Annotated in this window: 17 protein-coding genes; all 17 read right to left on the bottom strand. The window is 48.9% G+C overall.

The annotated features are described in order from the left end of the window. A partial coding sequence (locus ACKI4H_RS11735; RefSeq protein ID WP_407305913.1) for a hypothetical protein occupies positions 1-214 on the bottom strand: 214 nt, incomplete at its 3' end. 24 nt (positions 215-238) lie between these two features. Beyond that, positions 239-796, bottom strand: a complete 558-nt coding sequence (locus ACKI4H_RS11730; RefSeq protein ID WP_407305911.1) for a YpsA SLOG family protein — start codon at positions 794-796, stop codon at positions 239-241. Then, positions 783-1,700 (bottom strand): DnaJ domain-containing protein, encoded by a 918-nt coding sequence (locus tag ACKI4H_RS11725; RefSeq protein WP_407305909.1) that lies wholly within the window; start codon positions 1,698-1,700, stop codon positions 783-785. Before ACKI4H_RS11725 ends, ACKI4H_RS11730 begins: the two co-directional genes overlap by 14 nt. Before the next feature lie 45 nt (positions 1,701-1,745). Beyond that, a complete protein-coding gene (locus ACKI4H_RS11720; protein WP_407305907.1) occupies positions 1,746-1,997 on the bottom strand; it encodes a hypothetical protein in 252 nt (83 codons plus the stop codon). A 9-nt stretch (positions 1,998-2,006) separates the two neighbouring features. Next, positions 2,007-2,369: a hypothetical protein gene (locus tag ACKI4H_RS11715; RefSeq protein ID WP_407305905.1), complete on the bottom strand. Its 363-nt coding sequence runs from the start codon at positions 2,367-2,369 to the stop codon at positions 2,007-2,009. A gap of 133 nt (positions 2,370-2,502) precedes the next feature. Beyond that, entirely contained in the window at positions 2,503-3,885 is a 1,383-nt protein-coding gene (locus ACKI4H_RS11710; protein ID WP_407305903.1) for a DNA gyrase subunit A, read from the bottom strand. A gap of 162 nt (positions 3,886-4,047) precedes the next feature. Beyond that, entirely contained in the window at positions 4,048-4,224 is a 177-nt protein-coding gene (locus tag ACKI4H_RS11705; RefSeq protein ID WP_407305901.1) for a hypothetical protein, read from the bottom strand. A gap of 68 nt (positions 4,225-4,292) precedes the next feature. Next, positions 4,293-4,616 carry a DUF3307 domain-containing protein gene (locus ACKI4H_RS11700; protein ID WP_407305899.1) on the bottom strand — a complete coding sequence of 108 codons (324 nt, stop codon included), beginning with the start codon at positions 4,614-4,616 and terminating at the stop codon, positions 4,293-4,295. Then, on the bottom strand, positions 4,613-4,951 hold the full coding sequence (locus ACKI4H_RS11695) for a hypothetical protein (protein ID WP_407305897.1): 339 nt from the start codon (positions 4,949-4,951) through the stop codon (positions 4,613-4,615). Before ACKI4H_RS11695 ends, ACKI4H_RS11700 begins: the two co-directional genes overlap by 4 nt. Before the next feature lie 400 nt (positions 4,952-5,351). After that, positions 5,352-7,244 (bottom strand): ATP-binding protein, encoded by a 1,893-nt coding sequence (locus tag ACKI4H_RS11690; protein WP_407305895.1) that lies wholly within the window; start codon positions 7,242-7,244, stop codon positions 5,352-5,354. 170 nt (positions 7,245-7,414) lie between these two features. Further along, positions 7,415-7,558, bottom strand: a complete 144-nt coding sequence (locus ACKI4H_RS11685) for a hypothetical protein (RefSeq protein WP_407305893.1) — start codon at positions 7,556-7,558, stop codon at positions 7,415-7,417. 255 nt (positions 7,559-7,813) lie between these two features. Continuing rightward, entirely contained in the window at positions 7,814-8,053 is a 240-nt protein-coding gene (locus ACKI4H_RS11680) for a glycine zipper 2TM domain-containing protein (RefSeq protein ID WP_407305891.1), read from the bottom strand. A 12-nt stretch (positions 8,054-8,065) separates the two neighbouring features. Then, positions 8,066-8,407: a hypothetical protein gene (locus ACKI4H_RS11675; protein ID WP_407305889.1), complete on the bottom strand. Its 342-nt coding sequence runs from the start codon at positions 8,405-8,407 to the stop codon at positions 8,066-8,068. A gap of 18 nt (positions 8,408-8,425) precedes the next feature. Then, the gene (locus ACKI4H_RS11670; RefSeq protein WP_407305887.1) at positions 8,426-8,725 is read right to left on the bottom strand and encodes a hypothetical protein; all 300 of its coding nucleotides are present in this window, start codon (positions 8,723-8,725) and stop codon (positions 8,426-8,428) included. 231 nt (positions 8,726-8,956) lie between these two features. Further along, on the bottom strand, positions 8,957-9,520 hold the full coding sequence (locus ACKI4H_RS11665) for a hypothetical protein (RefSeq protein WP_407305885.1): 564 nt from the start codon (positions 9,518-9,520) through the stop codon (positions 8,957-8,959). A 152-nt stretch (positions 9,521-9,672) separates the two neighbouring features. After that, positions 9,673-10,326, bottom strand: a complete 654-nt coding sequence (locus tag ACKI4H_RS11660) for a hypothetical protein (protein ID WP_407305883.1) — start codon at positions 10,324-10,326, stop codon at positions 9,673-9,675. A 166-nt stretch (positions 10,327-10,492) separates the two neighbouring features. After that, positions 10,493-11,143 (bottom strand): hypothetical protein, encoded by a 651-nt coding sequence (locus ACKI4H_RS11655; protein ID WP_407305881.1) that lies wholly within the window; start codon positions 11,141-11,143, stop codon positions 10,493-10,495. Positions 11,144-11,253: the final 110 nt, after the last annotated feature.

Genomic DNA, 11,253 nt, shown 5'->3' with positions numbered 1-11,253 from the left:
TGTTGCGAGTTCCTGTTCGGGTCAGGTTCTCGTTCAGCTTCGTGTCGAACGACATGTAGCACATCTTACCAGCTGCCTCGATGAGGAGCTCGCTGCCTGACTCTGCATCAGTCGTCCACTCTGGAACACCGATCTCGGCGAGCATCGCTTGGAAGCCCTCATTGTTGATCTGCGTGTCGCCTACGATGAATGACTTTGGTGTTACGATTTTCATGGAAGTCCTAAGGTGTACAAAAGCTTATTGTAACTCAGGCACCATGAGCTGACCGCTGGCGTAAAGGTCGAGCAAGGTAGCTTGAATCAACTTGAACGTCATGTGGTGATGGAGGTATGAGGCGTACGAGTCACGGTTGCCCGCCACATTGAGAACCATTACGCGCTTCTTGCGAATCCACGCAGCGAGCTCCTTTGCTGCCGCGAGAATTTCCTCGTTTGTATAATTCTCGGTAAATGCGATCTGCTTGCAGGGCTTCTTCAGCTTTAGACATAAGCTATGCGTGAGGACGCTTCCCGGTGACTGCATTCGCGTACCGACAATAACAGTTGCATCCGAATTTTTAACGTTTAACCGGGTGCGCGGTGGGTACGCTGCCGATATGTCCTGTACTAGTCCGATACGTGCAAGCTCTGGCGCCGCTCCACGCGAGGTGCGCCAACCTTGTGGGGCGTGACCCCCAGTTGGAACTCCTAATTCAAATGCTGCGTCAATGCCGCCGCGGTCGGCGCCTGTCTGGCCGCCGGAGATAACCTTGAGCAGACCATAATAATGTGGCTCAACTAGCTTAAGCGTTGTCATTTTCCCATCCTCCAACTGCATTGTACAGGTTCAATATTTTTTGACGTTCAATGTCAGCAGGCTTTTTGAAAACAGGGCGAAGCTTAATATAAAGATCACGGCGTGTAGTCGTTGGTCTTGCGTATTCTTCTGACCAGCCAGCGTAACCCTTATTTGCAACCTTAAGCCTCTGAATCGGATTGAAGCCTGCTGGGATGCGCACGCTCATCTCCTCACCGAGGAAGTCCTTCACTTTGACCCACGAACCAGTGATAAGGTCGAGTGCGTCAACCTCCATCTCCAGTTCCATGTCGCCAACGCTTAGGCCCGTGTTGAAGAGGTTATCTGTCCCAATGAACCCGCGTAGGTGATACTCGCCTGTAGAAATTCTTACCATAACTGCCTGTGTTGACCCGTCGCTAAGGGTGTATTTACGACGGTGTCCGTCAGGTAGACCTGGAGGAATTGAAAGCGGAACGAGGTCAAACACACCGCCTGAACGCTGGCGTTGAATGTTCATGTTGAAACCAGAGAATGCTTCACGCAAGGTAACATTCACCACGAGCTCTCCGTCCGGTTGCGCCTGGGAGTAGTCACGCCGGCCAGGCGCAGCTCCCCTGTTCGCCGCCTTGAGGTCCTCGAAAATAGAGCCAATGTCGCTGCGGTCCCGCCAAGTTCCACCTGGTGTTTCAGGCTTTGTCCAGCTAGTGCTCTGCCGTGGAGGGGAAGTACGCGGTGGAGTGAATGGACGGAAACCATTTGCCTCAATGGTTTCATACGCGGCCTTCATGTTCTTGAACATCTCTTGATCACCACCACGGTCAGGGTGATGTTGCATCGCGAGCCTGCGATATGCTTTAACAACATCATCGGCTGCGGCATTATTAGCAACACCTAGAATGGCATGGTAGTTCTTCTGATACATTTATTCTCTCTCATGCTAAAGAGGCTCCATTGTGGAGCCTCTAGCTTAAATTACCCCGATAGATTTTCCGCAGATCACGCAAACACGATGGTCATGTGGATCATTGTACTTGTCAATGAAAACTGTATGGGGGCATTTTACTTGCATCAAGCCACGCCTTAGTTCAAGGGTGTGTAGCTTGTTTCTTAGTTCGTGCACTTCAAAAGTGGCTGCTTCAATTCGCTTCTGAATTTCAATTTCTTCTGGCAGTAATTCATCAGTTTCGACAGGGTTGTCGCGATTCCTGTATCCAATCATGCTCGTTCCTCATAAACGTCCAATTAGCTTGGCACGTCCTGCCTGAAGCATGATGACAGATAAAAGATACAACGTGCCCATAATGTTATTTACGTAACGGAAGAGGCCTAATACCATGAGGGCCATGAAGATCAGGCCGAAGAGCCGGTGTCGTTTAAACGGTTGCGCGTGCGCCGCCTTGCGCCATATCTCAAGACGCTCAATTGATGGAGGAAAGACAAAAGCATGGATGATATAGCATATACTAAGAAAAGCGGAAATACCCACAAAGCCCCATAGCACGTAGAGAAAGATTGAAAGCCCAGTAGTTGTCCATCCTAGCAAAGCTAAGGGCATCCAAGAAATGCTGATGAGGTACTTAAGGGTTTTCACTTGATGCTCCACAGGAAAACTGCGCCTGCGGCGCATAAAACCACGTATAACCCTGCTTCCCAGTGAGCACCGTAATCTGCACTGTCCATCGACATGAAGAGCATAACTGCACCAGTTAGCAGGATTAACGCGATCATATACTTTCAACGTAATCAAACTGCTTGAGTTCCCGTTTATACATTGCATCAGCTGTATCAGCTTCTAGCTTAGTAAGATAAACTTTTAATGCTTCAAGTTTATCTTCTAATTCTTTTATGCGATCATGTGTCAGGTTCCAGATCGGCATCGACAGGAGTCGATCGTAATCTGTGAAACCGTTATTGAGTAGGACCTCGATGAGTTCCTTCTTCGAGGTATCACGGAAGACCTTCACGTTCGCGAGATAGAAGCGAATGAAGCGGACCAACTCGCTTTGGTAGCGGATGGTTTCGTTCGTGTCACTGATCAGCTTTTGGCGACGAATCTCGTAGAAGCCCAGCCTCCAGCTGACAAACTCTTCGATGATCGCCTCAGCAGATGCGAAGCGCTGGAGTACGCCTTCTTTGTTCCAGATCGTGAAGTTCTCGGTGTCACGTGCGATAAGCTTGAACTTCTGGTACAGCTCAGCCTCGCTTAGCTCGGTTGTGGTCCTTGGCACCGTAATCGTGAACTCAAAGCCTTCCTCGGTGGAGGAGTCGACGGAGTCACGAATGAAACCGCTGTCCTCGAGTTTGTTGAGGTGGTCCTTGTAGTCGTCGAGGAACACACCAACTGGGAGCTCGGTGATGACGATCTTCGTGCTGTTGATGACCTTCAACGTGCCGGTCATAATGACCTGGCCAGTCTCAGGGTTGCGAGTGACCTTACCGTGATAACCACGGAACCATGGAACGAGGGCACCATGCGTCAGCTTCTTGCCGGCGAGGACGTTCATGACTGCATCGCGAATTTCATTCGGGTGGTAGGACTTGATCTCGCAACCATGACCCGTGCCGGTGCCAGAGGCGCCGTTGATCAGCACCAGTGGAAGAATTGGGAGATACAGCTTCGGTTCGAGGCGCTCCTTATCGAGCATGTTGTGCTCGAGGATAGGGTCGTCTTCCTTCTTGAAGAGCTGTCGGAAGTATGTGCTCAACTTGGTCTCGATATAACGACCAGCGCCAGCTTCCTTCGTGAGGCGCGAACCGAACTGACCTTCAGGAACGAAGAGGTTCATGTTGTTCGAGCCTGGGTACTTCACTGCGCCCATCTTCGCGATGGTGCTTTCCATCGATCCTGCGCCGTGGTGGTAGTCGGTGATTGCCGCGATGAGCGAAGCTAGTCGTTCTACCTGAAGGAAGGCGGCGTTTTCACCGCGATCGAGGGTACCGTGCAACGCCTTGCGTTGCGATGGTTTCAGGCCGTCGATTGCTGGAATCGAACGAACGTTGTCAGCTAGCGAGAACGTCTTGAATGCCGAGTTAAAGAAGTGCTTTGCACGAATTGACTGCTTCGTGTTTGCGCTATGTGTTGATAGTTGGATGGTTGGCTTTTTCATAGATTCATTATACACCAAGAGACGTCAAATGTACACCATTTTGGGTGGCAAAGATTGCGCCCAATGCATCTTTGCAACGTTCAGCATCAGCGATTTTTGTGATGGTCTCAGGTTAGCCAAACTTTAGAGGCTATCATGATGAAGGGGCCTCAGCCCCTCTCCTTATTTGTCCTTCTTCCGGTTCTTAGCTTTGCCGAAGCCGCGGCGTTCTGCGCACTGCTTCTTTCGCTCGTCGGTGAAGATGTTGGGTTCAGCATCAGTGGTCAAACGGTTTGCCACAACCGATTTGTTCATTTGCTTCAGCAGCTTAGTTGCGTACATCTCGTTTTCGTTCGACATGGTTTTCCTTTAGGTGGAGTAGCGATGGAATTATTATAACGCGTTTTCACCTACTACTCCTGCCTTTGTCAGGTCGTGACAATTATTGCCCATGCCAGCTTGCACGCCAGGTGAATTGCTTGGTCAGTGTGTAGGGATATCTTACCCTCGCACTTAAGCCAGTCGGTGACACCGTGGATGATCGCATCGGCCAGCCCAAGCCACAGTGAGCTCGTCAGAAACATGACGAACCCGCCATGGATGATCGCATGAGCTGGCAGAGCGTGCATCCAGAACTGCTTGCCTATCGGCGTGTTGCGGTTCTTTGCTTCTGAAAGGAATGACCCTTGCAACGGGTAGTCAGCGAGTGCGTGCGCGAAGAGCAAGGCGAAAAAGAGAACGGCGAACGTCATGGGATTCTCATCGCGCTGCTTGGCTCAGGCGTGAACTTCACTGTAACATCGCACTCGAGTTCCTTGTCCCACGCTTCCTTGTACGTTTCGTACTCGTCGACCGCGTCAATGGACACTTTACGAATAAAATCTGGAAGCGCCTTTTCAAAGGTCCAGACTCGATATGAAGAAGCACCACGTCGGCCATTCGTTACCCAAACTTCTTCTTGCTTCATGTAGCTAAGTCCGAGGAAGCTCTTCCGCACGGTTGCATACACCACAACCTTGGCGAAAGTAAATCCATCTACCCTCCACTTGACATCATAGACGCCAAAGCGGCCGGCGATTTTCATCATGCGCTCCCGAAGCGGAACGACTGCCAAGCTTCTGTCTCGAGGTCCCAGCAGAAGCTTAATGCCTCGACTGCGTCCACGTCAGCTTTGTCCATATCCTCGGGGTGAACCCCTTGCGCGACGTATAGAACATCATGCTCGCAGTGGGTAGGGTTCCGAGGGTTTCCGTACTTCAGAAAAATTTGAAGCGCTTTGATTAGGTCTTCCATTTTATCCTCACTTCTTTGAAGTTCGTTAGTTAGTTGGGCATTTGCAGCCCGCTCAGAAGCAAGAGTTGCGATTGCCTCGTGGTTCACCTTCTCAACGGCACGCTGCGTCTCGAGCTCCGCCTTCCAGTAAAGAAGCTGAGATTCCAGCGACTTTACCAGTTGAGCATACGCTGAGCAGCGCTTGCATGATTCCATTATGCGCGGACGATGAACTGCTCGAAGTCATCAGCTGGAGTTTCGAGCCACTCCTTGCGGTCGTCTGCACGTTGACCGTTGAAGGCGAGGTCGATGGCGTCCTTGTCGTCTTCGTCTTCCATCGTGACCTTGAAGAGGTACTGGTCCGGGTTGTCGAGGAACTTCGCGAACTGCGGCGTCTTCCACTTCGACAGACCTTTGTAGTAGTTCTTCGACCAGCCTTTCAGCTTCACTCCGTCGCCAGCTTCCCAGTCCTTGAAGTCACGCTCGGTGAAGAACTCGATTTCGCTCTTGTCCTTGAGAGTGACGACAATCACTGGAGTACGAAGGATGTGGATGAAGCCCATCTTGAACAGCTCTGGCCAGAAGTGGTCGATGAGGTTCATGATCAGACCGCAGATGTGGAAGCCATCAACGTCCGCGTCACTTGCGACGGCGAGCTTGCCGAAGCGAAGCTGAGAGAGGTCGGTGACTGGAACACCGATCTGTAGGCCGATGATCGTAAGAATCTTTTGGATTTCGTTTGGCTCGACCTTCTTGCCTGCGGCTTCCTTCTCTTTCTTCTTGTCCAGGCCGAGGACGCGGCTGATTTCCTTTTCACGCACATTCAGTGGCTTGCCCTTCATCGGGAACGAAGCGATGTATGGGTTCTTACCACGACCGCCTTGAATCGACTTCGATGCGCTGTCACCCTCGGCCAGGAACAAGATGCACTTCTGACGATCATGACGTTCCATTGCATCCGAGAACTTGTCGACCTTGCGAGGGTCTGCCTTGCCAACTTCCTTGTTGGCCTTGCGAAGGTCCTTCATGAGGTCCGCTTGTTCCTTCGCTTTCACCCAGTCCAGGACCGACACGATGATCTCGGAGTCCATGAGCTTGCGGATGAACTTGTCGGGCACCTGCCACGAGGTCTTCCACTCACTTGGGGGAGAGAGCATGTTCTCCTTCGTCTGCGAGGAGAACCGTGGACGGTTGACGTTCGCGCTGATGTAGATGCGAACGTGGTTGCGGATGTCGGATGGCGACACCTCGACCTTGTGCTTCTTCTTGATGCGTTCGCGGAGCGCATCGACGATCTGGTTGATGCAGTACGTGACGTGAGTGCCGCCTTGGTAGGTCTCGACAGAGTTTACGAATGAAATCTGCTCGAAGCCTTCGGACTTCGACACACCGACCTTGAAGTCCTTGTTCTCGTCGTACACGTACTCGTCCGCATATAACGCGATGTAGTCGCTGAAGTCACGAATGAGGATGCGTTCGCCGTTTACGTAGAACTTCACCTTCGTGTTGGTCGCAGCTGCATCGACAACCTTCTTGATGATCTTCAGCTTGTGGTCCTCATCCATGCCATCGAGCTTGAAGAAGGCATAGTCAGGTGTGAACGTGATCTTCGTGTAATGCTTGTCATGATCACGTACCTTCGGCTCGCTGCGTTCGCGCATGCCGTTGGTGAACTCCTGACGGAATAGCTTCTTGCCATCGGCCGACTCGATCTTGAACGAAGTCGAGAGGACGTTTGTCAGGGTTGAACCGACACCATTGGTACCGATGAGCTGCTGGTCTTCATCGTCGTTGAAGTTTGAGCCAGCACGAAGGTTCGAGAAGACGGTCTCGGCGATGTACTTGCCCGTTTGAGGGTGGACTTCAACCGGGATGCCACGACCGTTGTCAGTTACCGAGATCGAACCATCTGCCTCGTTGATCTCCACACGAATGGAGTCAAGGACATCTGGCGCGCGGCGGCTTTCATCGATGGCATTATCGAGAATCTCGGAGACGATCTTAATGAAGGCTGGAATCACATTAATCTGATACAGCACCATCTTCTTCGACTCAAGGTCGTACAGGTACTCGGTCGATTCATTTAATGAAGTTGAACCTGCGTACATCCCAGTCCTCAACCTGACGTGAGATATTTCATCAAGAACTTGATACGTTTGAGCAACAGTTTTTGTAGTCATATAGTGTGTCTTTCGGTAATGAATTTATTATAACCTGTTCTCAAGTGATTGTACACCTTATTTTGTCGAATTAACTGATGGCACAAGGGCAGATAATCCTAATTAAGTGCTGCACCAGTATGGTTTTTCAAATTACGGACAGCTTTCGTATCATGGTAAAGTCCAGATAAATTACGGACAGCAACGCCAATTTCTGCCGCAGTACGACATGCCATAGTCAAATTCGGCGATGTCGCCATCATATGTATACGAATCCCCGCATCGCCTGCAGTACGCTTTGACTCGAAGATACAAACCTTTTGGTAACTCAATATCGTCGATTGAAACTGGTACTTTCGGTTGATTGTTTGGATGGTTCTTGCTGGTCAATTTCATGGTGAACCTCAGTGAGTGTGTATGGGCTATTGTATAATGCGCATTTTGCCAAGTACATGCGGTAGCCCTGAATGCAGAAAAAGCCCGCGCAAGCGGGCTTTTTCTTCTACTTCGTCTTCTGATTAACGACGACGATCGTGTCGACGATCGGACCGTCGATCATAATGATCACGGTCTGAATTGGCGCCAATCACACCGCCAACAACTGCGCCTGCAGCAGTTGCTCCAGTAGAACCGCCGCCAATCACATTTCCTAGAACGCCGCCAACTGCAGCTCCAGTTAGAATGCGATTATCGTGATCAGATGCGCAACCCGTCAAGGTTGCAAGCGTCATTGCACCAGCTAGAATATATGCACGCATAAATATTTCTCCTTATTTTTGGTCCAGTTTATCTTTGGAATCGTCCTTATTTGGACGAGTAGTGTCTTGGTCACCGTCAGTGGTGGCGTCCTTTGCTGCCTGTGGCACCTCCTTCAAAACATCCGTCGATTTCCCCATCACTTGGCCAGCGACAAATTTAGGGCTGTGAACCACTGTGCCATCGCTCTGTTTATCAAGGAAGAAATACGCGGCCAGCGCGAGAAAAAGAATGACAACAGCAATTACAATCTTACGTGCGGTTTTCTTGTTGTCAGTGGAAACCACAGGCGTGTTGCCTGTAGACGGGTCTGGCTTATTGATAATAAAGTTGCCAGTTTCTGGATCAATGTCCATAGTGTGTATCTCCTTGGGTTAGTTGATTTGAAGCTGCTGCACCACACGTGCACGCCGTTCAGCAGATCGCACAGCACTTCGTTCTTGTGCAGCAGCTTGCTTAGCTTCATAAGAAGCCAATCGCGGATGAGATTCCAGCGATGGAATCTCACGTGGTTTCAAAGCTGTGATGGGGGCCTGCTCAGGAATTATAAACTCCTGAGGATTGGCATGAAAGGCCCAATACGAGATAGCAAACAGCCCAAAGGTGACGAAGCAAACAAGCGCTGTTAGCACAATAGCTCTACCTAGTGAAATACGTTTGTCCTTTTCAACCATGACATCTCCCAGCATCACACATCCGTGACTTAATATTTATAAGAAGATGCCATGGATTTGATTACTTGCGTGTGCAGGTGGCAAGCACTACCTTGCCACCCGACAAGGCCGCCCGATTCGTGTCTTTGGCGGCCTCACACGCTTCTTTAGAATTGTATTCGTGAACAATGGTGGTGGGCCTCTCTGGCCCACCAGTGACCACAATAACCATGGCCAAGACGTATGGAATAATCATGATTGCGCCAATTTAAAGGACTTCAGAAATGAAATGAAATCATACTCGCGTGAACTGCGTTCATAATCAATGGTTTCAATAACCTCGCCTACATCATTCCGACGTTCATAACGGAACATTATTTTGGGATTCTCAGGTTTGCTGAACAGGGACTTCCAGAAACCGTTGTACGATGGCGTATCGATAACGTGATAGGCTTCGTAGAAATAATCAGGCACTACAATAGCTGCAGCCGTTGCTGCTTCATTCAAGCTCTGCTCGTCCTCATAAAAAATAGAAGTTGGCAACTTCAATGTTTCTGCGAAGAAACATGCCTTGTCATAGGCGGCAATCACGCCAGCCGAGTTGAGCGCGTCCAAGATCACGATCACTTTGTCGTTTTGCGCCCAATTATCAAAAGCTTTCCGCTCAATGCTAGGTGTGTTGTCTAAGGGAAACATGTCTGATGCAATCAGGTCAGCGTGCATCTCGCTTACAGCATGAGCCGTTTGCAGACCGCGCTGGAGTGGAGATAGATACAGCCCAGCAACGAATGAGTAGAAGCGGTACGATGGAGTCATTGGTGTTCCTTTTGAAGTTCGTCAGATTTCTTTTTCACTGCAGCTTGATGCCAGTTCAGCCACACGGTAAAGGCATTATAAACTGGGGCTGCATACCGCTGGCGCTTTTTCTTTCTCATTTTTTCTTTCTCGTAGTTTCATGGCTAATAATGTTAGTACCATTTTCCAGCGTGTTTACGATAACGTTTATTTTGTGTATCAACTATGTCCATCCATGATTTTCTTTTTGAATCTACAACAATAGGTTTTTCTTTTTCGTTTTCGTTTTTTATGATTGGATCGTTTATATAAGGGTCAAAATTGAGCGACAATTTTTCTCTAATATAATAAATGTCAGCATTATCATTTTCAAGTTTAAGCGAGAGATTAAATTTCTCATTAAGCGAAATAATAAACGTATTTGCAAGATTCACATTTGAATTTCTTGTGTAACTACCAAAAGTTTCTTGAATAAGATTAGATACTTTTTCCAGATTAATTTTTAGATTTAATCTTCTAATGTATTTTAATGCCCAAACCCATGCGTTATATTCATTCAGTAATGTTTTCTCTGAGATATAAGAGTACGATGGAAAATAATCAATGGAATCAATGGAATTAACAGGAATCTGCTTGCTTTTGCAGTGCCCCAACTCATGAGCAAAAATTAAAAAATCCAGCGCACATTTTGGAATTGGTGCACTGATAAAAGTTTTCGTGTCAGTTTTGGCTTCAAATTTTTGACATGGATAAAATCCAAGCTTGTCTTTTTTCAAACGATAAATGACATAGTCATAAAAGTCTTTTCCACCAATCTTAAATGTCATAACAACATACTCCCACTCAGTGCACGGATACAGCATTAGTTAGCAAATAAGGTTTACGTGGCCATTATAGCACGCAACCTCCACAAAGTACATACAAATCGATAGGCAAAAAAATACCCGGAAGGACCGGGTATTTTTAAGTTAGATCTGAAGCAACCACCAGATTTTATAGAGTAGCTTTCAGTGAATTGCGCCATTTTATGCCCTCTTCAATAAAGGACAGCGCTTTGCCAATGTCATCACCAGGAACTACCGCATCCCAGGTGTTGACAGTAATCCAGAGGCGCTCATCACCCGTAATGGACAAGAGACGGTCACTGTGGGTGCTCATGATTCTTGCGAGTGAAAGCTTATTGAAGATGTTGCCCGATGTTGCAGCTTCAAGGACATCAGCCGCGGTGCGCTCGTTCAGTCGCTTAATTCGAGTTTGTTCGGTTGTCGATACAAATATTTTGAAGATGTCCCAGCCCTTGGTCTTGCAATACTTCTCATATGACGCAAGGCCTTGTGGCTCGAGGATGATGACTGGCGGCATGTTGCCGTTAACCCTCTTTTCCATCTCAGCATGAGTAACACCGTAGCGATTTCCGCGGAAGGTGACGGTCTCAGCTAGTAGGTCCTCGCGCTCGAGGCGCTCTACTTCTTCGAGCGTGAGGAAGTAGTAGTCGTACCCATCGATTTCACCAGGGCGAGGATCGCGCGTTGTGAAACCTACGATGCGGTTGAAGCCTTGAACGGCTAACCGTTCAATCAAGTAGCTTTTACCTGAGCAAGTGGGAGCTGTGATGGTGACGAGGGTCGGCTTAGTGAAGTTCATGGGATCACTCCTTAAAAGCACATTGTATCACCAAGCTCAACCCTTATACACGCCATCTTAGGTCGTAACCCACTTACGGAGAATTTTCTTTGCTGCGCGGGCTTCATCAC

It is taken from the genome of Acinetobacter sp. (assembly GCF_045628685.1).
Lineage (GTDB): Bacteria > Pseudomonadota > Gammaproteobacteria > Pseudomonadales > Moraxellaceae > Acinetobacter.
This window is presented reverse-complemented; position numbering and strand designations above follow the sequence as displayed.

Excerpts from the sequence above, each read along its gene's own strand:
- ACKI4H_RS11730 (WP_407305911.1), bottom strand. The coding sequence starts at position 796 with ATGACAACGCTTAAGCTAGTTGAGCCACATTATTATGGTCTGCTCAAG.
- ACKI4H_RS11725 (WP_407305909.1), bottom strand. The coding sequence starts at position 1,700 with ATGTATCAGAAGAACTACCATGCCATTCTAGGTGTTGCTAATAATGCC.
- ACKI4H_RS11720 (WP_407305907.1), bottom strand. The coding sequence starts at position 1,997 with ATGATTGGATACAGGAATCGCGACAACCCTGTCGAAACTGATGAATTA.
- ACKI4H_RS11710 (WP_407305903.1), bottom strand. The coding sequence starts at position 3,885 with ATGAAAAAGCCAACCATCCAACTATCAACACATAGCGCAAACACGAAG.
- ACKI4H_RS11705 (WP_407305901.1), bottom strand. The coding sequence starts at position 4,224 with ATGTCGAACGAAAACGAGATGTACGCAACTAAGCTGCTGAAGCAAATG.
- ACKI4H_RS11700 (WP_407305899.1), bottom strand. The coding sequence starts at position 4,616 with ATGACGTTCGCCGTTCTCTTTTTCGCCTTGCTCTTCGCGCACGCACTC.
- ACKI4H_RS11695 (WP_407305897.1), bottom strand. The coding sequence starts at position 4,951 with ATGATGAAAATCGCCGGCCGCTTTGGCGTCTATGATGTCAAGTGGAGG.
- ACKI4H_RS11690 (WP_407305895.1), bottom strand. The coding sequence starts at position 7,244 with ATGTACGCAGGTTCAACTTCATTAAATGAATCGACCGAGTACCTGTAC.
- ACKI4H_RS11685 (WP_407305893.1), bottom strand. The coding sequence starts at position 7,558 with ATGATGGCGACATCGCCGAATTTGACTATGGCATGTCGTACTGCGGCA.
- ACKI4H_RS11680 (WP_407305891.1), bottom strand. The coding sequence starts at position 8,053 with ATGCGTGCATATATTCTAGCTGGTGCAATGACGCTTGCAACCTTGACG.
- ACKI4H_RS11675 (WP_407305889.1), bottom strand. The coding sequence starts at position 8,407 with ATGGACATTGATCCAGAAACTGGCAACTTTATTATCAATAAGCCAGAC.
- ACKI4H_RS11670 (WP_407305887.1), bottom strand. The coding sequence starts at position 8,725 with ATGGTTGAAAAGGACAAACGTATTTCACTAGGTAGAGCTATTGTGCTA.
- ACKI4H_RS11665 (WP_407305885.1), bottom strand. The coding sequence starts at position 9,520 with ATGACTCCATCGTACCGCTTCTACTCATTCGTTGCTGGGCTGTATCTA.
- ACKI4H_RS11660 (WP_407305883.1), bottom strand. The coding sequence starts at position 10,326 with ATGACATTTAAGATTGGTGGAAAAGACTTTTATGACTATGTCATTTAT.
- ACKI4H_RS11655 (WP_407305881.1), bottom strand. The coding sequence starts at position 11,143 with ATGAACTTCACTAAGCCGACCCTCGTCACCATCACAGCTCCCACTTGC.